General features: G+C 66.7%; 24 protein-coding genes and 1 tRNA gene. 16 read left to right on the forward strand and 9 right to left on the reverse strand.

Annotation, left to right across the window (positions count from 1 at the left end; all coding sequences use genetic code 11):
• Positions 1-238: 238 nt before the first annotated feature.
• Entirely contained in the window at positions 239-1279 is a 1041-nt protein-coding gene (locus tag NHN26_RS03930) for an ATP-binding protein (protein ID WP_253088214.1), read from the reverse strand.
• Positions 1280-1521: 242 nt separating this feature from the next.
• Between NHN26_RS03930 and NHN26_RS03935 the strand changes: the two genes are divergently transcribed.
• Complete coding sequence (locus NHN26_RS03935; protein ID WP_253088215.1) at positions 1522-1842, forward strand: hypothetical protein; 321 nt, start codon at positions 1522-1524, stop codon at positions 1840-1842.
• A gap of 20 nt (positions 1843-1862) precedes the next feature.
• Here NHN26_RS03935 and NHN26_RS03940 read toward each other — a convergent pair whose 3' ends face one another.
• Genes NHN26_RS03940 through NHN26_RS03950 form a run of 3 tightly spaced genes read right to left on the reverse strand, consistent with a single transcriptional unit; the run spans position 1863 to position 3934 of the window.
• The gene (locus NHN26_RS03940; protein ID WP_253088216.1) at positions 1863-2399 is read right to left on the reverse strand and encodes a gamma carbonic anhydrase family protein; all 537 of its coding nucleotides are present in this window, start codon (positions 2397-2399) and stop codon (positions 1863-1865) included.
• Positions 2396-3037 carry a guanylate kinase gene (gene gmk, locus NHN26_RS03945; RefSeq protein WP_253088217.1) on the reverse strand — a complete coding sequence of 214 codons (642 nt, stop codon included), beginning with the start codon at positions 3035-3037 and terminating at the stop codon, positions 2396-2398. The genes NHN26_RS03940 and gmk overlap by 4 nt, the downstream gene beginning before the upstream one ends.
• Before the next feature lie 3 nt (positions 3038-3040).
• Positions 3041-3934: a YicC/YloC family endoribonuclease gene (locus NHN26_RS03950; protein ID WP_253088218.1), complete on the reverse strand. Its 894-nt coding sequence runs from the start codon at positions 3932-3934 to the stop codon at positions 3041-3043.
• Between the two features lie 167 nt (positions 3935-4101).
• On the opposite strand from NHN26_RS03950, the gene NHN26_RS03955 reads away from it, so the two are divergent.
• Positions 4102-4716 carry a PAS domain-containing protein gene (locus NHN26_RS03955; protein WP_253088219.1) on the forward strand — a complete coding sequence of 205 codons (615 nt, stop codon included), beginning with the start codon at positions 4102-4104 and terminating at the stop codon, positions 4714-4716.
• A 67-nt stretch (positions 4717-4783) separates the two neighbouring features.
• Here the strand turns inward: NHN26_RS03955 and NHN26_RS03960 are convergent, their stop codons facing one another.
• The gene (locus NHN26_RS03960; RefSeq protein ID WP_253088220.1) at positions 4784-6154 is read right to left on the reverse strand and encodes a class II 3-deoxy-7-phosphoheptulonate synthase; all 1371 of its coding nucleotides are present in this window, start codon (positions 6152-6154) and stop codon (positions 4784-4786) included.
• A gap of 240 nt (positions 6155-6394) precedes the next feature.
• Between NHN26_RS03960 and NHN26_RS03965 the strand changes: the two genes are divergently transcribed.
• From NHN26_RS03965 to NHN26_RS03975, 3 genes are all read left to right on the forward strand, one after another.
• Positions 6395-7312, forward strand: coding sequence for a GlxA family transcriptional regulator (locus NHN26_RS03965; RefSeq protein WP_253088249.1), 918 nt, complete (start codon positions 6395-6397; stop codon positions 7310-7312).
• Positions 7313-7395: 83 nt separating this feature from the next.
• A complete protein-coding gene (locus tag NHN26_RS03970) occupies positions 7396-8421 on the forward strand; it encodes a Hint domain-containing protein (RefSeq protein ID WP_253088221.1) in 1026 nt (341 codons plus the stop codon).
• 96 nt (positions 8422-8517) lie between these two features.
• Positions 8518-9072: an antibiotic biosynthesis monooxygenase family protein gene (locus NHN26_RS03975; protein WP_253088222.1), complete on the forward strand. Its 555-nt coding sequence runs from the start codon at positions 8518-8520 to the stop codon at positions 9070-9072.
• Here NHN26_RS03975 and NHN26_RS03980 read toward each other — a convergent pair.
• Positions 9042-10178, reverse strand: a complete 1137-nt coding sequence (locus NHN26_RS03980) for a PQQ-dependent sugar dehydrogenase (RefSeq protein WP_253088223.1) — start codon at positions 10176-10178, stop codon at positions 9042-9044. The two genes, NHN26_RS03975 and NHN26_RS03980, sit on opposite strands and share 31 nt — an antisense overlap.
• A gap of 123 nt (positions 10179-10301) precedes the next feature.
• Between NHN26_RS03980 and NHN26_RS03985 the strand changes: the two genes are divergently transcribed.
• The 8 genes from NHN26_RS03985 (at position 10302) to NHN26_RS04020 (ending at position 17376) form a co-directional block, all read left to right on the forward strand.
• On the forward strand, positions 10302-11486 hold the full coding sequence (locus NHN26_RS03985; RefSeq protein WP_253088224.1) for an ABC transporter substrate-binding protein: 1185 nt from the start codon (positions 10302-10304) through the stop codon (positions 11484-11486).
• A gap of 100 nt (positions 11487-11586) precedes the next feature.
• Entirely contained in the window at positions 11587-12375 is a 789-nt protein-coding gene (locus NHN26_RS03990; RefSeq protein ID WP_253088225.1) for an ABC transporter ATP-binding protein, read from the forward strand.
• 69 nt (positions 12376-12444) lie between these two features.
• A complete protein-coding gene (locus NHN26_RS03995; protein ID WP_132695864.1) occupies positions 12445-13155 on the forward strand; it encodes an ABC transporter ATP-binding protein in 711 nt (236 codons plus the stop codon).
• A gap of 1 nt (position 13156) precedes the next feature.
• Positions 13157-13579 (forward strand): hypothetical protein, encoded by a 423-nt coding sequence (locus NHN26_RS04000; RefSeq protein ID WP_132695863.1) that lies wholly within the window; start codon positions 13157-13159, stop codon positions 13577-13579.
• Positions 13580-13689: 110 nt separating this feature from the next.
• Positions 13690-14100 (forward strand): hypothetical protein, encoded by a 411-nt coding sequence (locus NHN26_RS04005; protein WP_253088226.1) that lies wholly within the window; start codon positions 13690-13692, stop codon positions 14098-14100.
• Positions 14100-15110, forward strand: a complete 1011-nt coding sequence (locus NHN26_RS04010) for a branched-chain amino acid ABC transporter permease (RefSeq protein ID WP_253088227.1) — start codon at positions 14100-14102, stop codon at positions 15108-15110. The genes NHN26_RS04005 and NHN26_RS04010 overlap by 1 nt, the downstream gene beginning before the upstream one ends.
• A gap of 11 nt (positions 15111-15121) precedes the next feature.
• On the forward strand, positions 15122-16405 hold the full coding sequence (locus NHN26_RS04015) for a branched-chain amino acid ABC transporter permease (RefSeq protein WP_253088228.1): 1284 nt from the start codon (positions 15122-15124) through the stop codon (positions 16403-16405).
• Between the two features lie 374 nt (positions 16406-16779).
• Positions 16780-17376 (forward strand): nucleotidyltransferase family protein, encoded by a 597-nt coding sequence (locus tag NHN26_RS04020; RefSeq protein ID WP_253088229.1) that lies wholly within the window; start codon positions 16780-16782, stop codon positions 17374-17376.
• A 17-nt stretch (positions 17377-17393) separates the two neighbouring features.
• Here NHN26_RS04020 and NHN26_RS04025 read toward each other — a convergent pair whose 3' ends face one another.
• The gene (locus tag NHN26_RS04025) at positions 17394-17828 is read right to left on the reverse strand and encodes a hypothetical protein (RefSeq protein WP_253088230.1); all 435 of its coding nucleotides are present in this window, start codon (positions 17826-17828) and stop codon (positions 17394-17396) included.
• A gap of 713 nt (positions 17829-18541) precedes the next feature.
• Positions 18542-18625 (reverse strand) — tRNA-Leu (locus NHN26_RS04030).
• Positions 18626-18756: 131 nt separating this feature from the next.
• On the opposite strand from NHN26_RS04030, the gene NHN26_RS04035 reads away from it, so the two are divergent.
• Both NHN26_RS04035 and NHN26_RS04040 read left to right on the forward strand, forming a co-directional pair.
• Complete coding sequence (locus NHN26_RS04035; RefSeq protein ID WP_253088231.1) at positions 18757-19335, forward strand: YqaA family protein; 579 nt, start codon at positions 18757-18759, stop codon at positions 19333-19335.
• 14 nt (positions 19336-19349) lie between these two features.
• Entirely contained in the window at positions 19350-19844 is a 495-nt protein-coding gene (locus NHN26_RS04040) for a disulfide bond formation protein B (protein ID WP_253088232.1), read from the forward strand.
• Here NHN26_RS04040 and NHN26_RS04045 read toward each other — a convergent pair.
• Positions 19831-20100, reverse strand: coding sequence for an usg protein (locus tag NHN26_RS04045; RefSeq protein ID WP_132695856.1), 270 nt, complete (start codon positions 20098-20100; stop codon positions 19831-19833). The two genes, NHN26_RS04040 and NHN26_RS04045, sit on opposite strands and share 14 nt — an antisense overlap.
• Before the next feature lie 192 nt (positions 20101-20292).
• Here NHN26_RS04045 and gyrA point away from each other — a divergent pair, with 192 nt between their 5' ends.
• Positions 20293-23043 (forward strand): DNA gyrase subunit A, encoded by a 2751-nt coding sequence (gene gyrA, locus NHN26_RS04050; RefSeq protein WP_253088233.1) that lies wholly within the window; start codon positions 20293-20295, stop codon positions 23041-23043.
• Positions 23044-23056 lie beyond the last annotated feature (13 nt).

Consider the following 23056-nt stretch of genomic DNA (forward strand, 5'->3'; position numbering starts at 1 on the left):
GTGCTTTATTCGTCGCGACGATGACGGCGGGGCACGCCGCAATCGGGGGGGGGCGCGGTCGACGTGAAGATTGCGAGACAGGCAACTGATTTCAATTTGAATATGCTCGGCAGACCTATCTGTTGGGACCGAGTGTCGAAAGATATCGGCAACAGATTTACGTTACATAATACTGATTATCGGCCTTGGATATGTGGGCTTGGGACGCCGCGATGGCTTCCTGCCCCCCGGGCGCCGGTCAGCCGACCGGCAGGAAGACGGTGAAGGTGCTGCCTTCGCCCTCGACGCTCTCGATCCGGAACCGGCCGCGGTGGCGGTTCACGATATGCTTGACGATGGCAAGCCCCAGCCCCGTTCCGCCCATCTCGCGCGAGCGGTGGCTGTCGACCCGGTAGAACCGTTCTGTCAGCCGCGGGATATGCACCGGATCGAAGCCTTCGCCACGGTCGATCACGTCGATCCGCACGCCGGGGCCGCGGAACGCCAGCTCGCGCTCGCTTTGCGTCATGCGCACCACGAGGCTGCCACCCGATCCGCCATATTTGATGCCGTTCTCGATCAGGTTGTGGAACACTTGAGTGAGCTGGTCGGGATCACCCAGCACATGGACCGGGCTGTCCGCGCCTTCGAGGGCGATCTCGACCCCCGAATCAGAGGCAAGCGGGCGCAGGGTCTGAACCGAACTGCGCAACAGCGCGGCGACATCCACCCGCGCGCCCGGACGCATGCGCTCCTCGGCCTCGACCCGGCTGAGCGACAGAAGGTCGCTGACCAGCCGGTTCATCCGCTTCGCCTCGCGTCCCATGATCTCGAGAAAGCGCCCACGCGCCGCGGCATCGTCCCGTGCGGGCCCCTGAAGTGTCTCGATGAAGCCCAGCAGCGCGGTCAGCGGCGTCTTCAACTCGTGGCTGACATTGGCCACGAAATCGCGTCGGATCTGGCCCATCTGCTCGCGTTCGGTGACGTCGGTGAAGACGACAACGACGCCCGAACCGCCATCGGGGCCCAGCGGGCTCGCGGTAACCTCGTAGGTGACCTCGCGTGCGACCTCGGTGGTCAGGTAGCGCACCTTGCGAGACTGGCGCAGGCGCAACGCCTCTTCGACGCAGTCCAGCAGCGCGGGCTGGCGCAGGACCGTGATGTAATGCCGCCCCGCACCCGCCGCGCCGAAAAGCTGCGTGGCGGGCGCATTCATTGCCTGCACGCGTTCGCTGCGATCGATCAACACCACCGGAAGCGGCACCCCCGCGATGATCGACGGGGCAAGTTCGGCGGTCATGTACGGCTCCCTCGCGTCGCTGATCGTAAACGGACGTAACGGAACCCGCGATTCCTTGTCATAGGCATTTGCCTCTGCTTCGAATTGACCATATAAAAACAGTTGAGACCTGACTGAAAAGGCAGGTTGACAACTTAGGATTGATTACAGGCGCCTCCATGGCGCCGCACAGCGGAGCGGCATGCATGGAGCAACGCCATCTTCTTACGGACGCGTGGGTCGCAAGACCGCTCGCGCCCTCCTTGGCCTTGCTTGTCGGTTTCGACCAGGAAGATCACCCCGAGCATTGCATGCCCTTTGCCGCAGGTCGTTGCGAGAAACTGCCCTATGCGCTGCTTCACGCCGCGCTGGCTTGCGTGCCCTGGGCCGATTATGTGGTTTCTCCGCTGGTGAGCGATCATTTCGACGCGCTTGATCTGGCAGCGCAACTGGAGCTTGCCGGCTATCGCGGGCGTTATGTCGTCGTCACACCTGCCCTGCCCGCGCCGCACATGATCCGCCGCGAGATCGAACAGCTTTGCCCGGGCCTGACGGTCGAGTTGATCCCGCGCGCGCGGATCTAGCCTTCGGACCGCCTGGCGGGTCATCCCTCTTGATGCGCCGTCAAACCGCCGCGAAAACGTCGCATGGCGGCCTGGTAGTTGCGCGCGGACCTGCGCAGCCCCTCGATCGCGGCCGCGTCGAGCTGGCGCACCACCTTGGCGGGGCTGCCCATCACGAGGCTGCCATCGGGGATTTCCTTGCCCTCGGTGACCAGCGCGCAGGCCCCGATCAGGCAATTGTCGCCGATCACCGCCCCGTTCAGCACCGTGGCACCCATGCCGATCAGGGTATTGTTGCCGATGGTGCAGCCATGCAGCATCGCCTTGTGCCCGATGGTGCAGCCTTCGCCGATCACCAGCGGAAAACCCATGTCGGTGTGGCAGACCGTGTTTTCCTGGATGTTGCTCCCTGCCCCCACCGTGATCGGTTCGTTGTCGCCCCTCAGCGTGGCGCCGAACCAGACCGAGGCGCCCTGCCCCAGGATCACCTTGCCGATCACGTTGGCATCGGGGGCGACCCAGAAATCGCCGTCCTCGGGAAGCGTGGGCAGGATGCCGTCAAGGGCGTAAAGCGTCATGGCAGGGCCTCGAATTCGGCCTGAAGCGCGCGGACATGGGCCGTCAGGTCCGGCTGCTGGCTGCGGCGCAGGCGGGTTGCGGTCAGGATCGTCTTCAGCTTTTCCTCGGTCGCGTCGAGATCTTCGTTCACCAGCACGAAATCGTAGCCGTCCCAATGGCTGATCTCGTCCCAGCTTTTCTGCATCCGTTTCGCGATGGTCTCGGCATTGTCCTGCCCGCGGCTCTCCAGTCGACGGCGCAGTTCCGCGATCGAGGGCGGCAGAAGGAAGATCGACAGCGTGTGCTGGCCCAGGGCCGAGTTGCGGATCTGCTGTGCGCCCTGCCAGTCGATATCGAACAGCACATCGCGCCCCGCCTCGATGGCGGCGCGCACCGGCGCCTCGGGCGAACCGTAGAAATTGCCGAAGACATAGGCATGTTCCAGCATCGCGCCCTTCGACACCTCGGCCTTGAAGGCGGGCTCGCTCAGGAAATGATAGTCCTGGCCCTCCTCCTCGCCCGGCCGCGGCGGTCTGGTGGTGGCCGAGACCGAGAACAGGATATCCCTGTCCCAGTCGCGCAACCGCCGCGCCAGCGTGGACTTGCCTGCGCCGGACGGCGAGGACAGGATTATGAGAAGACCCCGCCGCGCCCCCATGCCCTACTCCACGTTCTGAACCTGCTCGCGCATCTGGTCGATCACATGCTTGAGGTCAAGCCCGATGCGGGTCAGCGGCGTGGATTGCGACTTGGAACAGAGCGTGTTGGCCTCGCGGTTGAATTCCTGCATCAGGAAGTCGAGCTTGCGTCCGATGGGGCCATCCGCATCCAGCAGCGCGCGCGCCGCCTCGACATGGGCCGAAAGCCGGTCCATTTCCTCGCGCACGTCGGATTTGACCGCGATCATCGCCAGTTCCTGCGCCACCCGGTCCGGGTCGGCGCCCTCGGAATTGTCCAGCACCCGGGCGAGGTTCGCGCGCAGCGATTCGGCCATGTGCTCGCGCCGCGCCTCGGCGGCCCGGGCTGCGTCCTCGACCAGATCGGCGATCTGGGCAAGATGATCGCGCAGAAGCGCCTCGAGCGCCGCGCCCTCGGCGGCGCGCATCGCGGTGAAGTCGTCGATCAGCCTGTCCAGATCGGCCAGAAGCGCGGCGGTCAGCGCCTCGGTCTCGGCCTCGGGCAGCGCCGTGTCCGCCACGCCGCGCAATGTCAGGATGTCGGCCGCGCTGGGCACCGCAAGGCGCAGATTGTGTTCGGCCGCCGCGGCCTCGACCTTCTTCAGCATGACAAGCGCCGCGTTGAGCGCCCGCGCGTCGATCATCGCCGTCCCCGCCCCCGTCGCCTCGCGCTGGACCTTCAGCCCCAGCGTCACGCTGCCTCGCGCGATCCGCCCCTGAACTGCCGCGCGTGCCGCCTGTTCCAGCCCCGGCAGCCAGTCGGGCAGCCGCAGCCGCAGGTCCAGCCCCTTGCCGTTGACGCTGCGCAATTCCCAGGTCCAGCCATGGCCGTGCCCCTGTCCGCCCCGCGCCGCGAAGGCGGTCATCGAGTCAGGCATCTTCGTTAACCATTGGTGAAGACTCCCCTCTCACTCGTGGCTTTTTTGTGGCAATCTTTGGCCCATGGGGGCTGATCCGCACTAGCATGTCCCACGCTGGCCGACAACGGCGGCCAGGGAGGGGCGTTTCGGACAGCCATGGTTGGTGTGACCGGGGTGGTAACGAGATGTCCGAGAACGACAAGAGCCTGAGGGCCGCTGTGATCGCGCTGGCAGGGTATCGCGCGGGGGGCGGCCTAGCCGCGCTGGACGAGATCGAGGCCTATTGGCGTGGGCTGACCGAGAAAAACGGCATCCCGCCGAGCCGGGCCGAACTGGACCCGCGCGGCTTTTCCCGGGCGCTGTCGAACTGCTTCATCGCCGAGGCGATCACGCCGCGCCATCTGCGCCTGCGGCTGACGGGTCAGCACCTGAGCGATGTCATGGGGATGGACATGCGCGGGATGCCGCTCTCTGCCTTGATCCTGCCTGATTCCCGCCCCCATCTGGAGCAGGTGATCGCCGAAGGGCTGGCGAACATGGCCGGACCCGCAAGGATCAGCCTGTTCGCGCCGCCCCGTTTCGGCCAGCCCGCGCTTTATGGCGGCATCGTGCTTTTGCCGCTGCGCGACGAGGCCGGCGCGCCGCGCCGGACGCTGGGTGCCTTTGCCACGGTCGGCAAGCCCGGCCGCGCGCCGCGCCGCTTCCGCATTCTGGGTGCGGCCGAGACCGATCGTCCGGTTGCCACGACCGGCCGCCCGGCGCTGAGGGTGATCGAGGGCGGGCTGTCGGCCCGGGCCTGATCCCCGCCCCGTTCAGGACAGGAATACCAAGGGATAGAAGGCGGTTACCCCGCCTTCTTCATGTGGATCAGACCGCTGCGGCGGCCGCAGCGCTGTCATGGCGCGCGGACAGTTCCTCGGCCACGAGGAAGGCAAGCTCCAGCGCCTGAGAGGCATTCAGCCGCGGATCGCAGGCGGTGTGATAGCGCGAGGACAGATCCTCGTCGGTCACCGCGCGCACGCCGCCGGTGCATTCGGTCACGTCCTTGCCGGTCATCTCGACATGCACGCCGCCGGGGATCGTGCCCTCGGCCGCATGGACGGCAAAGAACTCCTGCACCTCGCGCAGCACCGAGTCGAAGGGCCGCGTCTTGAACCCGCTTGCTGACTTGATCGTGTTGCCGTGCATCGGATCGCAGGTCCACACGACCTGCGCCCCCATCTCGCGCACCACCCGGATCAGCCGCGGCAGGTGGTCGCCCACATTGCCCGCCCCGAAGCGCGCGATCAGCATCAGCCGACCGGGGATGTTCTTCGGGTTCAGCTTGTCGATCAGCACCTTCAGATCGTCATCGCTGATGCTCGGCCCGCATTTCAGCCCGATCGGGTTCATCACGCCGCGGCAGAACTCGACATGCGCGCCGTCCACCTGCCGCGTGCGGTCGCCGATCCACAGCATGTGGCCCGACCCCGCGATCCAGTTACCCGAGGTGGAATCGACCCGGCACAGCGCCTCCTCGTATTCCAACAGCAGCGCCTCGTGCGAAGTGAAGAAATCCACCACCGACAGAGCGTTCATCGTGTCGCCGTTCACGCCCGCGGCCGTCATGAAGGCCAGCGTGTCGCCGATCCGGTTCGCCATGTCGCGGTATTTCTCGGCCTCGTCGCTGTCGGTGAAGCCCAGCGTCCAGGCATGCACCCGGTGAATGTCGGCGAACCCGCCCTTGGAGAATGCGCGCAACAGGTTCAGCGAGGCGGCGGCCTGGGTATAGGCCTGCAACATGCGCGCCGGATCGGGGATGCGCGCCTCGGGCGTGAAATCGAATCCGTTGATGATGTCGCCGCGATAGGCGGGCAGTTCCACGCCGCCCTGGGTCTCGGTCGGCGCAGAGCGCGGCTTGGCGAATTGCCCCGCCATCCGGCCCACCTTGATGACCGGCAGCTTGGCGCCATAGGTCAGCACGATGGCCATCTGCAACAGCACCTTGAAGGTGTCGCGGATGGAATCGGCGGAAAACTCGGCAAAGCTCTCGGCGCAGTCGCCGCCCTGCAGCAGGAACGCCTCGCCGCGTGCCGCCTGGCCCAGCTTGGCGGTCAGGTTGCGCGCCTCGCCGGCGAAGACCAGCGGCGGATACTTGGCCAACTGCGCCTCGACGGCATGAAGGGCCGCCTGGTCCGGGTAATCGGGCATCTGCACCCGGGGCCGGGACCGCCAGTCGGATTTCTGCCAGGTCGTCATCTCTCTCGCTCCGCAGGTCTGTCGCATTCCGTGGGGCCTTATAGGGGCAAGCGCGCCTTGCCGCCACCGTCAATTCCCCCGGCCCACTTGATCCGCTGGGGCAAACCTGCTTTCGCTGAACCGACAAGATGCGCGGAGGCAGAGGTGGCGACAGTCGCTCGGGACAGCGATTTGATCGAGGTGGCGGCAGATGGCAACCGGCCGCAGGACCTCGTCTTCGTGCTGCTCGACCGCTTCACCATGCTCAGTTTCGCCGGCGCGATCGAACCCTTCCGCATCGCCAACCGCATGTCCGGCAAGACGCTCTACCGCTGGCGGCTGGCGGGCGAGGGCGGCGACTGGGCCACCTGTTCCAACGGCGCGCGGATCGCGCTGGACATGGATCTCGACGCGCTGGGCCGCGACGAGACCGTGCTGGTCTGCGGCGGCATCGACGTGCAGGCGGCCACGACGAAACGACTGGTGGGCTGGCTCAGGCGCGAGGCGCGCCAGGGCCGGGCCATCGCGGGGCTGTGCACGGCGGCGCATGCGCTGGCGCGCGCGGGGCTTCTGGACGGGCGCCGCGCCACGATCCACTGGGAGAACCAGGACAGCTTCGCCGAGGATTTCCCCGAGATCGAACTGACCAGATCGGTCTTCGTGATCGACGGCAACCGCATGACCACGGCGGGCGGCACCGCCTCGATCGACCTTGCGATCACCATGATCGCCGAGGCCCATGGCGCGGATCTGGCCAATGCCGTGGCCGACCAGTTGATCTATTCGTCGATCCGCACCGACCAGGACACCCAGCGGCTGTCGATCCCCACGAGGATCGGCGTGCGCCACCCCAAGCTTTCCCAGGTCATCCAGGTGATGGAGCGCAATATCGAGGATCCGATTTCGCCCGCGACGCTGGCGCGCGATGTCGGGATGAGCACGCGCCAGCTGGAACGGCTGTTCCGCCGCTATCTCAACCGCAGCCCCAAGCGCTATTACATGGAACTGCGGCTGGGCCGGGCGCGCAACCTGCTGATGCAGACCGACATGAGCGTGATCAACGTGGCGCTGGCCTGCGGCTTCGCCTCGCCCAGCCATTTCTCGAAATGCTACCGGGCGCATTATGCGACCACCCCCTACCGGGAACGCGGCAGCCGGGGGGGACAGGTCAAGGACTGACGGCCGGTGTCGATCCGGTCCGCGGATACGGTTCGGTAACCAGGTTGCGCGATGATCGTTCCGGAAACCATAGGGTCGCGCCCATGTCTGCCTACATCTCGGAATTCAACATTTTCGGCGGCAGCACCGAATTCGTCGAGGTGGCGGTTCCGTCCGGCACCAATACCGCGAACTGGTCGCTGGTGGTCTATAACGGCGACGGCAGCATCGCCGCGACCCTGTCGCTGGGCGGGGTCGATGCCAGCATCGCGGGCCGGGATCTGTATGTCATCCGACCCACGGACGGCCTGCCCAATCTCGGCTATACCCATGCCCTGGCGCTGGCGGATGGCAGCGGAACGGCGGTGCAGTTCATCTCGTGGCATGGCACCGTCGTCACCCCGGCGACGGGTCCCGCGGCCGGGATGACAAGCACCGATATCGGCAGCACGGATTTCGGGAACTCGTTCGAAACCGCCGACGGGGGCGCGAGCTATTTCCAGCAGACAAGCCCGAACCCCGGAACGATCCCCTGTTTCGGCGCGGGCACGCTGATCGAGACCCCCGATGGCCCCCGACCGATCGAAAGCCTGTCGGCCGGGGACAGGGTGCTGACCGCCACGGGAGCGACCGAACCCATCCGCTGGGCCTGCCGTCGCGAAATATGCTTCGAGACCACGCCGCATGTCCCCCGCCCGATCCGCATCGCCGCGCATGCGCTTGGTCCGGGTCGACCTGCGACCGATCTGATCGTTTCGGTCCAGCATCGCATCGCCTTGGGCGTGTTCGGCCAGCTCGAGGCGTTGTTCCCGCAGCCGGTGCTGGTGCCTGCAAGGGCGCTGTTGCCGCTGCGGGGTGTGCGCGCGATGAACGGCAGGCCCCGTGTGACCTGGCATCACCTGATGCTCGACAGGCATGAATTGCTGATCGCGAACGGCTGCGTTGCGGAGTCGCTGTTTCTCGGCCCGCTGATCTTGCGGGATCTGTGGCAGGGCAGCCGCCGCCGCCTGGCCGAGAGGCTTGACGATCCGGTGCCCGCGCTGCCGCTGATGCGGGTGGGTGCGGCGCGCGACAGGATCGTGGCGGACCGCGCGCGCGGTTCTTGCGGGATGGCGCGGCTTCCGGTTTGAATCGCCAGATCCGATCCGGCTGCGATGGTGCTTGCCTTCGACCGCCCGCCCCGGCCAGTCTTGCGCCTGAAAAACCCGCGAAGGCCCGTTTGACCGATGCAGTGCCTGTTCTTCGATGTCCGCCCGAAACCCGGTCACATGGACGCCTATTTCGCCCATGTCGACCGGCTTCGGCCGATCCTCGCGCGGCATCGCGGGCTGATCTATCTGGAACGCTTCCGCCCGCTCGACGCGCCTGACGCGCTGCTCTCGCATCAGCTCTGGGCGGACGAGGACGCGATCACCGCCTGGCGCCGCGACATCGCGCACCGGGCCAGCCAATGGGCGGGCCAGCGGATCCATTTCGAAAGCTACCGCATCCGGGTCGGGCCCGAGGCAGCCCGTCCAGCCGAGGGCGCGGCGCGCTGGCTTGTCGCCGCCTATGGCCCCGCACCGCTCGCATCCGGGCGCAGCCATGAAAGCGTCACGCGGCCCGGTCGCTTCGTCACGCTGGCCGAACGGGCCGAGGGCGCGGCGGCCCGAACCCTGGCGGATCGCATGGCATCAGGCGGCGCCGACGAGGTCCGCATCTTCGCGATCACGCGCGACTACACGATGACCGACCGGGCCGAGGCGCCCGGTCACTGTCCGGTTTCGGGCAGGATCCGGTAAAGCGCCCCGTCCGTCACCGACAGGAACCATATCGCGCCATCGGGGCCTTCACGCAGATCGCGCACCCGGCCGGTCTGGGGCGCCTCCAGCCGTTCCTCGGCGAACCCGGCCGCCGGGTCCAGACGCGACAGGAAACCGGAATTCAGGCTGCCCGAGAACAGATGCCCCCGCCATTCGGGCCAGAGCGCGCCGGAATAGATCATCAGCCCCGAGGGCGCGATGGAGGGATCCCAGTAATGAAGGGGCTGCTCCATCCCCGGTTTCGCCGTCCCCTCGCCGATCTTCCGGCCCGAATAATGCCGCCCGTAGGAAATCACCGGCCAGCCGTAATTCGCCCCCTTGGCGATCAGGTTCACCTCGTCCCCACCGCGCGCGCCATGTTCGTTGACCCAAAGCCGCCCTTCGAGATCCAGCGCCGCGCCCTGCGGGTTGCGGTGGCCATAAGACCAGATTTCGGGCCGCGCGCCCGCCTGCCCCAGGAAGGGGTTGTCTCCCGGCACCGTGCCATCGCGGTTGAGCCGCAGCACCGAGCCTTCGTGGCGCATCAGATCCTGCGCGCTGCGATCCTCGCCGCGGTCGCCGATGGTCAGGAACAGATGGCCTTCCGGCCCCTCGACGATGCGCGAGCCGAAATGCCGCCCGCCGCGGGCCCCGGGCGCCATCGCAAAGATCTCGCGAAACCCCTCCAGCCGCGTGCCGTCCTCCGACAACCGCCCGACCCCCAGCGCCGTGCCCTCGTCCCGCCCCTGCGCCCGGGCATAGGACAGGAAGATCTCGCGGCTTTCGGCAAAATCTCGCGGCACCATCAGATCGAGCAGACCGCCCTGCCCCACGGCCGCCACATCCGGCAGCCCCGCGACCTCGGCCGCGTTCCCCCCGGCGATCCGCACCAGCCGCCCGCCCCGTTCGGTCACCAGCACGCTGCCATCGGGTAGAAAGCCGATGGCCCAGGGCTCGCTTAGGCCGGTGGCGATTGTCTCGATGCGCAGCGGCCCGGCCGAACTTTCCAGCGCGCGGGCGGGACCGGACAAGGGCAGGAACAGGGCAGCCGCGCCGAGGGCAAGCCCGGCAAGGCGCAGGAACCGTCTGGAAACACTCTGTTGCATATCCCGAAACCTAGCGCCCGGCCGCGCAATGCCAAGCCCGGCTGCGGCGCGGTTTCCCTTCCCTTTTGTCAGCCGCGCCACTAGTCTGCCCCGCGGATTTCATTCCAACACGGGAGTTCAACAATGAAAAAACTGCTTCTGGCCAGCGCGGCCACGCTGGCCCTTGCCGGGACGGCGACGGCTGACGAGGTCAAGATCGGCATCATCTTCGGCTTCACCGGGCCGCTCGAATCGATCACCCCGGCCATGGCGGGCGGTGCGGAACTGGCGATTGCCGAGATCAACGCCGCCGGAACCTTCATGGACGGCGCGGCCGTGACCGCGGTGCGCGGCGACTCGACCTGTGTGGACGCCGCCGCCGCCACCGCCACCGCCGAGCGTCTGGTGACCTCTGACAAGGTGCATGCCATCGTCGGCGCGGATTGCTCGGGCGTGTCGGGCGCCATCCTGCAGAACGTGGCGCGGCCCAACGGCATCGTGATGATCTCGCCCTCCTCGACCTCGCCTGCGCTGTCGAATGCCGAGGATGACGGGCTGTTCTTCCGCACCGCGCCGTCGGATGCGCGCCAGGGCGAGGTGATCGCCGAGGTGCTGCAGGAACGCGGCATGGGATCGGTCGCGATCTCCTATACCAACAACGATTACGGCAAGGGTCTGGCGGATTCGATCAAGGCCGCCTTCGAGGCCACCGGCGGCACCGTGACCATCGTCGCCGCGCATGAGGACGGCAAGTCCGACTACTCGGCCGAGGTCGCGGCGCTGGCCTCTGCGGGCGGCGACATGCTGGTGGTCGCGGGCTATGTCGACCAGGGCGGTCGTGGCGTGATCCAGGCCTCGATCGACACGGGCGCCTTCGACACTTTCTTCCTGCCCGACGGGATGTATGGCGAGTCGCTGATCGCGGCGATCGGCGACGGGCTGAACGGCTCGTTCGGCACCGTGCCCGGGACCGACAGCCCCGGCGCGGCGACGATCCAGGAAATGGCGGCGGCGGCTGGCTTCGACGGGACCTCGTCCTATGTCGCCGAAAGCTATGACGCGGCGGCGCTGATCCTGCTGGCGATGCATGCGGCGGGCTCGACCGCCTCGGCCGATTTCAAGGACCGGATCATGGACATCGCCAACGAGCCGGGCGAGAAGATCTATCCCGGCGACCTGGCCAAGGCGCTGGAGCTTCTCGCGGCAGGCGAGCAGATCGACTTTGTCGGGGCAACCGCGGTCGAACTGATCGGACCGGGCGAAAGCGCGGGCAATTTCCGCGAATACACCATCACCGACGGTGCCTTCGTCACCGACCGCTTCCGCTGAGGCGCGGCACGGCGACTGGCCGAAAGGACAGGCGGCCCGGGGCTTTTCCGGGCCGCCGCCTTGCGCTAAGCACGCGCGCCAGAACGCGGGGGATGGGAACGTGATCCGGGTAGAGAACCTGCACAAGCATTTCGGCGGCTTCCACGCGGTGGACGGCGCCTCGATCGAGATCGCCACGGGCTCGATCACCGGGCTGATCGGGCCGAACGGCGCGGGCAAGTCGACGCTGTTCAACGTGATCGCGGGCGTGCTGCCGCCGACCTCGGGCAAGGTCACGATGGCGGGCGAGGACATCACGGGCCTGCCACCGCATGACCTGTTCCACAAGGGGCTGCTGCGCACCTTCCAGATCGCGCATGAATTCAGTTCCATGACGGTGCGCGAGAACCTGATGATGGTGCCCGCGGGCCAGTCGGGCGAGACGCTGTGGAACGCCTGGTTCGGGCGTGGCCGGGTCGCCGAAGAGGAAAAGGCGCTGGCCGCAAAGGCCGACGAGGTGCTGGACTTCCTGACCATCGACCATCTGGCCGATGAACGGGCGGGCAACCTGTCGGGCGGGCAGAAGAAGCTGCTGGAACTTGGCCGCACGATGATGGTCGATGCCAAGGTCGTCTTCCTCGACGAGGTCGGCGCGGGCGTGAACCGGACGCTTCTGAACACGATCGGCGATGCCATCGTGCGGCTGAACCGCGAACGCGGCTATACCTTCTGCGTGATCGAGCATGACATGGATTTCATCGGCCGGCTGTGCGATCCGGTGATCGTGATGGCCGAGGGCAAGGTGCTGGCCCAGGGCAAGGCGGACGAGATCATGCAGAACGAGGCGGTGATCGAGGCCTATCTGGGCACCGGGCTGAAGAACAAGCTGAAGGCGGAAGGCACGGCCTGAGCGGGGACGCGCAGGCGGAAAGGGCGGATTTGGGTATTTTTGCCAGGAAGAAGGACGGGGCGCGCGCGGATGGGTGAACCTTTCCTGATCGGCGACCGGATGACCGGCGGCTATGGCGGCGCGGACATCCTGCATGGCTGCACGGTGGCGGTCGAAAAGGGCGAGATCGCGGTGATCGTGGGCCCCAATGGCGCGGGCAAGTCGACCGCGATGAAGGCGGTGTTCGGAATGCTGAACGTCCATTCGGGCGCGGTGCGTCTGAACGGCGAGGACATCACCGCCCTGACGCCGCAGGCCCGCGTGGCCAAGGGCATGGCCTTCGTGCCGCAGACCAGCAACATCTTCACTTCGATGAGTGTCGAGGAAAACCTGGAAATGGGCGCCTTCCTGCGCCGCGACGACATCTCGGGCACGATCGAGGAGGTCTATCACCTCTTCCCGATCCTCAAGGAAAAGCGTCGGCAGGCAGCGGGCGAGTTGTCGGGCGGCCAGCGCCAGCAGGTCGCCGTGGGGCGGGCGCTGATGACGAAACCCTCGGTCCTGATGCTGGACGAGCCCACGGCGGGGGTTTCCCCCATCGTCATGGACGAGTTGTTCGACCGGATCATCGAGGTCGCGCGCACCGGCATTTCCATCCTGATGGTGGAACAGAACGCCCGCCAGGCGCTGGAGATCGCCGACAAGGGCTATGTGCTGGTGCAGGGGCGCAATGCCTATACCGATACCGGCAAGGCACTTCTGGCCGATCCCGAGGTGCGCCGCACCTTCCTGGGGGGCTGAGATGGGAAAACGCTTCCTTCTCATGGCTTTGCTGGCCGTTCCTGCGATCCCGGCCGAGGCCGCGCCGACCATGCTGGACTGCACGGCAGACCTGGCCTGCGTGACGCGGGTGGACAGCGTCTGCGACCCGGTCGATCTGGGCTATGCCATGGAAGTACCGCGCAAGACGGGCGACAAGCTGATCCTGACCACGGCCGAGGGCGAGCGGTTCTTCGAGTTTCGCCGTCTGGACGATGCGCCGGGCGTGCTGGTGCAGGCCGCGGGCGGCGCGCTCGAACCCGGCCAGGGTGCGGGCGCGATGACGGTGTTCGACGATCTCGGCTTCGTTCTGACCCGGCACAGCCTCTTGCCGCTGGATGGCGCCGAGTCCCCGTCCAGCGCGGTCGCGATCACGATCCATGGCCGCTGCGAGGCACGGCGGTGATGGGCCGCACGGCATTCGGAATCGCCCGGCCGGAAAATCCGGTTAGGATATCGGTGGATACGCGCCAAGCACCGTCGGCCGACCCCGTCGGCCCGCCCAGGAGGACAGCCATGCCGAACCGCCATCTCGCCGCCCCGGTCGCGATCATTGCCCTGATGCTGGGCACGCCCCTGCCCCTCGCTGCGCAGGATGCCGAGGTGACCGACAACGATTTCGCGCTGGCCTGTGCCTTCGAGCGGGAATGCCGCGAGACCGAGCCCTGCACGGACGCCGATTTTGCCCTGGACGTGACCGGCCGCACCGGCGGGATGGGCGCGGGGACCATGCTGGCCCGGGTGGTGCTGTCCTCGGTCTCGGGCGATGTCGACGCCTTCGGCACCCTGGGCGGCGGCACGCTGTTCCTTCAGGGCGGCAACGGATCGTCCCGGTCCTATCTCGTCGTCACCAACGGCGCCGCACGCTACACCCTGCACATGGCCGAAGGGCCCACCGTCGTCACCTATCACGGAACCTGCGAGTAATGGATGTCCTGAACGCCGTCGTGGCGCTGGCCAATTTCGTCCTGATCCCCGCAACCGCCTATGGCGCGCAACTGGCGCTTGGGGCGCTGGGAGTGACGCTGATCTACGGCATATTGCGCTTCTCGAATTTCGCGCATGGCGACACGATGGCATTCGGCACGATGGCGACAATCCTCGTGACCTGGGGATTGCAGTCCTACGGGATCTCGCTGGGGCCGCTGCCGACCGCGCTTCTGGCGCTGCCAGCGGGCATCGCGATCACCGCGCTGCTGCTGCTGGGCACGGACCGGGCGGTCTATCGCTTCTACCGCGAACAGAAGGCCAAGCCGGTGATCCTTGTGATCGTGTCGATGGGGGTGATGTTCATCCTCAACGGGCTGGTCCGCTTCATCATCGGCCCGGACGACCATCGCTTTGCCGACGGGGCACGGTTCCTGATCGACGCGCGCACCTTCCGCGAGATGACCGGGCTGGCCGAGGGGCTGGCGATCCGCACCTCGCAGGCCATTACCATCGTGACCGCGGTGGTCGTGGTCGCCCTGCTGTTCTGGTTCCTCAACCGCACCCGCACCGGCAAGTCGATGCGCGCCTTTTCCGACAACGAGGACCTGGCGCTGCTGTCGGGCATCAATCCCGAACGCGTGGTGGCGATCACCTGGATCATCGTGGCAGCCCTTGCGACCACGGCGGGCGTTCTTTACGGGCTGGACAAGTCGTTCAAGGCCTTCACCTATTTCCAGCTCCTGCTGCCGATCTTCGCGGCGGCCATCGTCGGGGGGCTGGGCAATCCGCTGGGCGCCATCGCGGGCGGCTTCCTGATCGCCTATTCCGAGGTGACGATCACCTATGCCTGGAAGAAGGTGCTGACCTACCTGCTGCCTGACGGCATGGCGCCCGAGGGCCTCGTGCAACTGCTGTCCACCGAATACAAGTTCGCGGTCAGCTTCGTGATCCTGGTGATCGTTCTGTTGTTCCGACCGACGGGGATTTTCCGGGGGAAATCGGTATGAAGCCCAGAGACATGGCCCTTTTCGCGCTGGTTGCCCTGCTGATCCTGGGCACCGGCTACCTGCAAAGCTGGAACGCGGCGCTGAACATCCTGAACATGGGGCTGATCTCGGCCATCATGGCGCTTGGGGTGAACATGCAATGGGGCTATGCGGGCCTGTTCAACGTGGGCGTCATGGGTTTCGTGGCGCTGGGCGGGCTGGGTGCGGTGCTGGTCGCGATGCCGCCCGTGGGAGAGTCCTGGTCCGCGGGCGGGCTGCGGGTCCTGTTCGCGCTGGGCATCGGGCTTGCGGTGATCATGGGCGCGATCCAGCTCTGGCGACGGATGGCGCGGGGCGCGCTGCGCGGGCTCGCGATGGTGGTCTGGCTGGTGGCGGGCTTCTTCGTGTTCCGCGCTGTCTTCGACCCCGCCGTGGCGGCGATCGAGGCGGTGAACCCGGCGGCGACGGGCTATCTGGGCGGGCTGGGGCTGCCGGTGCTGTTCGGCTGGCCGGTGGGCGCGCTGCTGGCCGCGGGCGCGGCCTGGGTGATCGGCAAGACCGCGCTGGGGCTGCGCTCGGACTATCTGGCGATCGCGACGCTGGGCATCGCCGAGATCGTGATCGCGGTCCTGAAGAACGAGGAATGGCTGACCCGCGGCGTCAAGAACGTCATCGGCATCCCCCGCCCCGTCCCCTACGAGGTCGACCTGCAGGCCGATCCGGGTTTTGTCGAACGGGCCGCGGGCTTCGGGCTCGATCCGGTCACGGCCTCGACGCTGTACGTCAAGCTGCTTTATGCCGGGCTGTTCGCAATTGTGCTGATCGCGCTGATCTGGCTCAGCCAGATGGCGCTCAGATCGCCCTGGGGGCGGATGATGCGCGCGATCCGCGACAACGAGGTGGCGGCCGAGGCGATGGGCAAGGATGTCAAGGCACGCCATCTGCAGATCTTCATCCTCGGATCGGCGGTCTGCGGGCTGGCCGGCGCCATGATGATCACGCTGGACAGCCAGTTGACGCCCGCCAGCTACCAGCCGCTGCGCTTCACCTTCCTTGTCTGGGTGATGGTGATCGTCGGCGGTTCGGGCAACAATTTCGGGGCGGTCCTTGGCGGGTTCCTGATCTGGTTCCTCTGGGTGCAGGTCGAACCCTTCGGCGCCTTCCTGATGGAGCTGCTGACCAGCGGCATGGCCGCCGACTCGGCGCTGCGCGCGCATCTTCTGGACAGCGTGGCGCATATGCGGCTGCTGACCATGGGGGTGATCCTGCTTCTGGTGCTGCGCTTCAGCCCGCGCGGGCTGATCCCCGAACGCTGACGGGGCGGGGGCGGCGTGCTAGCCGTTGCAGGCGCAGCCCGGGGGTTTTCTGCAACTATGTGTGCGGCTGATGCATGTGTCGCCGCACGCCTTACCTTGGCGGCAGATCTTGCAGCAAGACGCGTTGTTTATCTTCTCTGCGCCGGGCGAAAGGGTCTGTTCCCGTGTGGCTTGGGGAACGGGACTTGGGACAGGCTCTGCAAAGACAGCAATCGGCAGAACCCAGACCGCCAAAAGAAATGTCGTGCGGATCATATGCCCCCCCTTGGCCATCAATCCCCAAGTTGCGATCAGTATCCTGCAAGGGCAGTCTTGCATGTCGTCCCTCCCGGTTCCAATGGCAACGCGCACGCCGCGCCTCAGCGTGAGGTCGAATGGACGAGGTGCTGATCCTGCTGCCGGCCGCGGGCGCCTCGTCCCGGATGCGGGGGCGCGACAAGCTGCTGGAACCGGTCGATGGCGTGCCGGTCCTGCGCCGTCAGGTGATGGCCGCGCTCGCCACCGGGGCGCCGGTGCTGGTGACATTGCCGCAGGGTACGAGCGCGGGCCGGGCATCGGCCTTGGCGGGGCTGGCGGTGCGCATTGCCGGGATCGACGCCGCCGAGGGCATGGCGGCCTCGCTTCGCGCAGGGGCTGCGGCAGCCGATCAAGAAGGCGCGCGGGGGCTGATGGTGCTGCCGCCCGACATGCCCGGGATCACCGCCGGGGATCTGCTGCACCTGCTCGCGGCCTTCGATCAGGCCCCCGAGCGCGTGCTGCGCGCCTCTGCCCCGGACGGGACGGCGGGCCATCCGGTGATCTTTCCCGCCCGGCTGCTTCCCGCGCTTGGCGCGGTGCAGGGCGATGCGGGGGGACGCGCGGTGCTTGCGGGCGAGAGCGTGCGCACCTGCACGCTGGAGGGAGACCGCGCGCTCATCGACCTCGACACGCCCGAGGACTGGGCCGCCTGGCGTGCCCGGACCGGCCTCTGACGCGTCCCGAGGCGCCCCTATCCCAGCGCCCCGGCAACCCGCATCTGCCGGGCATAAAGGTAGAAGAAAGTCGCCATCCCGGCCGCGCCCGCGATCATGGCAACCCCGAACAGGCCCGACACCTCGGCAAGCGGCGGCACGGCAAGCAGGATCAGCCAGCCCGCCGAACCCAGCATGGCCAGCGCCGCCACGCCCAGCACCCAGGGCGCCGCGCCCAGCCGCAGGAACAGCATCACCGAGCCCAACAGTCCGCCCCAGACCGCAATTGCCCAGGCCCCGTCCAGTGCCGCGGGAAGCGAGGTGAAATACTCGGCATTGCTCTGCGTCAGGATCTGCAGATAGGGCGCGACGCCATATTGCGTCAGAACGTAATCCGCGCAGCCCGCAAGGTTCCACAGGATCGCAAGGATCGCGACCGGCATCAGGTGCCAGATCTCCGTCTCGTCGGTCATCGCAGCCCCTGCCTTGCCCGCTTGGCCCTGCTGCCAAACTGCCTGCAAGCTGCCCCCTCTGTCCAGCGGGTGCGACATCATGGGTCGGACCGGGCACGGCGTTGATACAGACCCGGTCCCTGCCCGTCAGCCCATGACATCGGGGCGTCGGGCCAGCCCGCATGGAGGTATCCCCCACCCCTCTCGAAACCGGCCGGGACGCCGCCCTTTTCCCCTGCCCTGGTCCGCCGGAATAGGCGGACAGGTCAGGCACGGCGCCCCGGCTTTGTCATGCGGCCACCCCATGGCCCCGACCCGATGCCCCCCCAGCAAGGCAAGGTCAGGCTATGGCGGCCAAGGTCGCGGCCCAAGGAGAATCGGGCCTAAACGGGGCCAAAAGCCGGGCGGGATCGGTCGGCCCTGCCCCGGACCGCAACGGGCGTCGGCGGGCGGATTTCCGCGACTGTTTCCGTGGCGCGGCCGATTGTCCACGTCGCCGGAACAATACAGATCACGCGCCCGGCATTGGCCGCGGGCGGGATACATATTGACGCCGGAACCTTTCCGATCCCGGCCGCGCGAAGACCCGGTCGGCTCTGGGTCAGGCCCCCCTGCCCGGATGCCGAAACGGAACCGATCGGCGCGGGGCGCAAGGATTGGGCACGACGTGGAAACAGCCCCGCAAGACGCCCCCCCTTTCGGGCCGAATCGATTCCTGCGCTGGTCGTTCGATGTGGTGCCCGAGGCGAGAGTCGAACTCGCACGCCTTGCGGCGGAGGATTTTGAATCCCCTGCGTCTACCATTCCGCCACTCGGGCCACGCCCCGCTCTAGCGCGCGGCCGCGCGCGGGTCAATCGGGCCGGCCCGCTTCGGGGAGCGCGCCCTCGTCTTGACGCGGCATCGCCCCCGTGGCTTCTGGGCCCGAACCGAACCGAGGACCGCCCATCGATGCTTCGCCGCCTCTATGCTTGGACCATGTCCCTGGCCGACCACCCGCATGCGCTGACCGCGCTGTTCGTGGTGGCCTTCGTTGAAAGCTCGGTCTTCCCGATCCCGCCCGACGTGCTGATGATCCCGATGATCCTGGCCCGCCCCTCGCGCGCCTGGCTGATCGCCGGCGTCGCGCTGATGGGCTCGGTTCTGGGCGGGCTTCTGGGCTATCTGATCGGCTGGGGCTTCTTCGAGACCCTGGGCCGCCCGGTTCTGGAATTCTACGGCAAGGACGCCTATTTCGACGCGTTTTCCGAACGCTACAATGAATACGGCGCCTGGGCGGTGCTGATCGCGGGCATCACGCCCTTTCCCTACAAGGTGATCACGATCCTGTCGGGGTTGACGTCGCTGAATCTCGGCGTCTTCATTGTGGCCAGCGTGATCGCCCGGGGGCTGCGCTTCTTCGTGCTGGCCGCGCTGTTGTGGAAATTCGGGGTTCCGATCCGCGCCTTCATCGAGCGCTACATGGGCCTGCTCTTTACCCTGTTCGTGCTGCTGCTGCTCGGCGGATTCTACGCTGTGAGATATCTATGACCAGGATGCTGACGATGACACGCAACCGCGCGATCTTCCTTGCCGCGGCGGGATCGCTCGGCATCCTGCTGGCGGGATACTGGTTCCAGTATATCGTCGGCCTGGCGCCCTGCATCCTGTGCCTGTGGCAGCGCCTGCCGCACATGATCGCACCGCTTCTGGGCATGGCGGCGATCGCGGTGGGCGGGCGCGTCCTGCCGCTGGCGGGTGCGGTGACGATGGTCGTTTCGGCCGGGCTTGGGGTCTACCATACCGGGGTCGAGCGGAAATGGTGGTCCGGCCCCGCCTCGTGCACGGGCGATGCGGCCGGCTTCCAGACGCTGACGCCCGAACAGATGCTCGACCCGACGCTGGTGCAGCCGGTCGTGATGTGCGACCAGGTCCAGTGGGAGATGTTCGGCCTGTCGATGGCCAGCTACAACGCCATGATCTCGCTGGCCTTCGCAGGGCTCTGGCTCTGGGCGTTCCTTTACGGGCGAAGCGCGGCGCGGTCGTCTAGTGCAGCGTGAACTCGCCGACCACGTTCTGCCATTCGCCGGGCGAGATCATCTTGCGATGGGTGAAACGCACCGAATGCAGCGGCCCCTCGATGCTTTCCTGCCAGAACTCGATGAACCTGAACAGCCGCGGGTGATCGGGGGCGAGGTCGTAATCCTGCCAGATGAACGTGTTCAGCACATTGCGGTAATCGGGCATCCGGTAGAAGAACTCGGCCGTGGTCAGGCCATAGCCCTTCAGCATCAGCTCAGTCTCGGTCGGGCGCACGTTTGAACCTCCTGTTGCGTTAACGGTTCAATGATGCCGAATCGCTGTTTATTTTCAATGAAAACAGTATGTTTTCACTCCTGTCGCGCGGCTGCCAATGGCGGGGCCGGACGAGCATTGCACCCAACATGAAGGTTCTGTTAGAGTGCGCCCAACAATATGTAGCATCGCCACGAAAGGGCGGATACTGACGTGAGCGACACGCCGGAAACCCCTGAAAACGAAGACGAAAACGGCTCGAGCGCAAGGGCGCCCCGTGCCGTCCATGACGGCCCGACCATTGCCATCGAGCAGGAGATGCAGACCTCCTATCTCGATTACGCGATGAGCGTGATCGTCAGCCGCGCGATCCCGGATCTGCGCGACGGCCTGAAACCCGTGCACCGGCGCATCCTCTACGCGATGCACGAGACCGGCAACACGCATGACAAGCCCTATCGCAAGTCGGCCCGCCCTGTGGGCGACGTGATGGGGAAATACCACCCCCATGGCGACAGCGCGATCTATGATGCGCTGGTGCGGATGGCGCAGGATTTCTCGATGTCGCTGCCGCTGCTGGATGGGCAGGGCAATTTCGGCTCGATGGACGGCGATAACGCGGCCGCCATGCGCTATACCGAGGTGCGCATGGCCAAGCCCGCCGCGGCGCTGCTGGCCGATATCGACAAGGACACGGTCGATTTCCAGCCGAACTATGACGGCAAGGACCTGGAACCCACCGTCCTGCCCGCGCGCTTCCCGAACATGCTGGTCAACGGCGCGGGCGGCATCGCGGTCGGCATGGCCACCAACATCCCGCCGCACAATCTGGGCGAGGTGGTCGATGCCACGCTGGCGCTGATCGCGAACCCGGATCTGTCGACCGAGCAATTGATGGACTATGTCCCTGCCCCGGATTTCCCGACCGGCGCGCAGATCCTCGGCCGCTCGGGCGCGCGCAAGGCCTATCTGGAGGGGCGCGGCTCGGTCATCATCCGGGCGAAGACCCGGATCGAGGAAATCCGCAAGGACCGCTTTGCCATCGTCGTGGACGAGATCCCCTATCAGGTGAACAAGGCCACGATGATCGAGCGCATCGCCGAGGCCGCGCGCGACAAGCGGATCGAGGGCATCGCCCATGTGCAGGACGAATCCGACCGGGTCGGCGTGCGCGTGGTGATCGAGCTGAAACGCGACGCCACGCCCGATGTCGTGCTGAACCAGTTGTTCCGCTTCACGCCGATGCAGACTTCCTTCGGCTGCAACATGCTGGCGCTGAACGGCGGCCGCCCCGAGACGTTGACGCTTCGAAAATTCCTCACGTCTTTCATCGACTTCCGCGAGGAGGTTGTCGCACGACGCACGGCGTTCGAACTGCGCAAGGCGCGCGAGCGTAGCCATATCCTGTGCGGTCTGGCCGTCGCGGTGTCGAATGTGGACGAGGTGGTGGCCACGATCCGCGCATCAAGCGATGCCGCCGAGGCCCGCGCGCGCCTCATGGAACGCCGCTGGCCTGCCGCCGATATCGCCGACTACATCCGGCTGATCGACGATCCGAGCCACAAGATGAACGAGGACGGCACCTATTACCTGTCCGAGACCCAGGCCCGCGCGATCCTCGATCTGCGGCTGCAACGCCTGACCCAACTGGGCGTCAAGGAAGTTACCGACGAACTTGAAGACCTTGCCGCAAGGATCAAGGATTACCTCGACATTCTGCGCTCGCGCGACCGGATCATGGAGATCATTTCCAACGAGCTGAAAGAAGTCCGCGACCAGTTCGCCGTCCCCCGCCGCACCGAGATCGCCGACTGGTCCGGCGACATGGAGGACGAGGATCTGATCGAGCGCGAGGACATGGTCGTGACGGTCACCCAGTCCGGCTATATCAAGCGCACGCCGCTGGCCGAGTTCCGCGCCCAGCGCCGCGGCGGCAAGGGCATGTCGGGGATGCAGACCAAGGAAGAGGATGTGGTCACCACCCTCTTCGTGGCCAATACTCACACGCCGCTTCTGTTCTTCACCACCGACGGGATGGTCTACAAGCTGAAATGCTGGCGCCTGCCCCAGGGTGGACGCACGTCCAAGGGCAAGGCCATCGTCAACATCCTGCCGATCGCAACGGGCGTCTCAGTCGCCGCGATCATGCCGGTGGACCGGCCCGAGGCGGAATGGGACGACCTGCAGATCGTCTTTGCCACCACCGAGGGCGATGTCCGGCGCAACCAGCTGGGCGATTTCACCAATGTCATGCGCAATGGCAAGATCGCGATGAAGCTGCCCGAAGGCGTCGCGCTGGTGAATGCCCGCATCGCGACCGAGGATGACGACGTCATGCTGGTCACCGCCCTGGGCCGGGCGATCCGTTTTTCCACCACGGATGTGCGCGTCTTCAAGGGCCGCGATTCGACCGGCGTGCGGGGTGTGCGGCTGGGCGATGGCGACAGCGTCGTGTCGATGGCCGTGATCCGCCATTTCGAGGCCACGCCCGAGGAACGCACGGCCTTCCTCAAGCAGCGCCGCCTGATGGCCGGCGTCACCGAGGAGGAGGAGTCCGACGACGAGGAGGAAGCCGTTGCCGAGGGCCAGCTTTCGCCCGAACGCTATGCGGAAATGTCGGCGGCCGAGGATCTGATCCTGACGATCACCGCGGGCGGCACCGGCAAGCTGTCGTCCAGCCACGACTACCCGGTGCGCGGCCGCGGCGGCCAGGGCGTGCAGGCCATCGACAAGGGGATGCGCGGCGGCAGGCTGGTGGCCTGTTTCCCGGTCGAGATCGACAACCAGATCATGCTGGTCACCTCTACCGGCCAGTCGATCCGCTGCCCGGTCGAGGATATCTCGTTCCGCTCGCGCAGCGCGGGCGGCGTGCGGGTGTTCAACACCGCCCGCGGCGAGGAGGTCGTCTCGGTCGCCTGGATCGCCGAACAGGGCGAAGACGAGGGGTCCGGCGACGCCGAATAGGCGCGCCGTCTGG

Source organism: Rhodovulum tesquicola, assembly GCF_024128855.1.
In the GTDB taxonomy this organism is placed as follows: Bacteria; Pseudomonadota; Alphaproteobacteria; order Rhodobacterales; family Rhodobacteraceae; genus Rhodovulum; species Rhodovulum tesquicola.

What these genes read in the sequence shown, in the direction of transcription:
- NHN26_RS03965 (WP_253088249.1), top strand. Translation starts at nt 6,395, where the DNA reads ATGCTCAGTTTCGCCGGCGCGATCGAACCCTTCCGCATCGCCAACCGC.
- NHN26_RS03975 (WP_253088222.1), top strand. Translation starts at nt 8,518, where the DNA reads ATGCAGTGCCTGTTCTTCGATGTCCGCCCGAAACCCGGTCACATGGAC.
- NHN26_RS03955 (WP_253088219.1), top strand. Translation starts at nt 4,102, where the DNA reads ATGTCCGAGAACGACAAGAGCCTGAGGGCCGCTGTGATCGCGCTGGCA.
- NHN26_RS03970 (WP_253088221.1), top strand. Translation starts at nt 7,396, where the DNA reads ATGTCTGCCTACATCTCGGAATTCAACATTTTCGGCGGCAGCACCGAA.
- NHN26_RS03950 (WP_253088218.1), bottom strand. Translation starts at nt 3,934, where the DNA reads ATGCCTGACTCGATGACCGCCTTCGCGGCGCGGGGCGGACAGGGGCAC.
- NHN26_RS04025 (WP_253088230.1), bottom strand. Translation starts at nt 17,828, where the DNA reads ATGACCGACGAGACGGAGATCTGGCACCTGATGCCGGTCGCGATCCTT.
- NHN26_RS04000 (WP_132695863.1), top strand. Translation starts at nt 13,157, where the DNA reads ATGGGAAAACGCTTCCTTCTCATGGCTTTGCTGGCCGTTCCTGCGATC.
- NHN26_RS04020 (WP_253088229.1), top strand. Translation starts at nt 16,780, where the DNA reads ATGGACGAGGTGCTGATCCTGCTGCCGGCCGCGGGCGCCTCGTCCCGG.
- NHN26_RS03930 (WP_253088214.1), bottom strand. Translation starts at nt 1,279, where the DNA reads ATGACCGCCGAACTTGCCCCGTCGATCATCGCGGGGGTGCCGCTTCCG.
- NHN26_RS03985 (WP_253088224.1), top strand. Translation starts at nt 10,302, where the DNA reads ATGAAAAAACTGCTTCTGGCCAGCGCGGCCACGCTGGCCCTTGCCGGG.
- NHN26_RS04015 (WP_253088228.1), top strand. Translation starts at nt 15,122, where the DNA reads ATGGCCCTTTTCGCGCTGGTTGCCCTGCTGATCCTGGGCACCGGCTAC.
- gmk (WP_253088217.1), bottom strand. Translation starts at nt 3,037, where the DNA reads ATGGGGGCGCGGCGGGGTCTTCTCATAATCCTGTCCTCGCCGTCCGGC.
- NHN26_RS04035 (WP_253088231.1), top strand. Translation starts at nt 18,757, where the DNA reads ATGCTTCGCCGCCTCTATGCTTGGACCATGTCCCTGGCCGACCACCCG.
- NHN26_RS03995 (WP_132695864.1), top strand. Translation starts at nt 12,445, where the DNA reads ATGGGTGAACCTTTCCTGATCGGCGACCGGATGACCGGCGGCTATGGC.
- NHN26_RS03940 (WP_253088216.1), bottom strand. Translation starts at nt 2,399, where the DNA reads ATGACGCTTTACGCCCTTGACGGCATCCTGCCCACGCTTCCCGAGGAC.
- NHN26_RS04040 (WP_253088232.1), top strand. Translation starts at nt 19,350, where the DNA reads ATGACACGCAACCGCGCGATCTTCCTTGCCGCGGCGGGATCGCTCGGC.
- NHN26_RS04005 (WP_253088226.1), top strand. Translation starts at nt 13,690, where the DNA reads ATGCCGAACCGCCATCTCGCCGCCCCGGTCGCGATCATTGCCCTGATG.
- NHN26_RS04010 (WP_253088227.1), top strand. Translation starts at nt 14,100, where the DNA reads ATGGATGTCCTGAACGCCGTCGTGGCGCTGGCCAATTTCGTCCTGATC.
- NHN26_RS03960 (WP_253088220.1), bottom strand. Translation starts at nt 6,154, where the DNA reads ATGACGACCTGGCAGAAATCCGACTGGCGGTCCCGGCCCCGGGTGCAG.
- NHN26_RS03980 (WP_253088223.1), bottom strand. Translation starts at nt 10,178, where the DNA reads ATGCAACAGAGTGTTTCCAGACGGTTCCTGCGCCTTGCCGGGCTTGCC.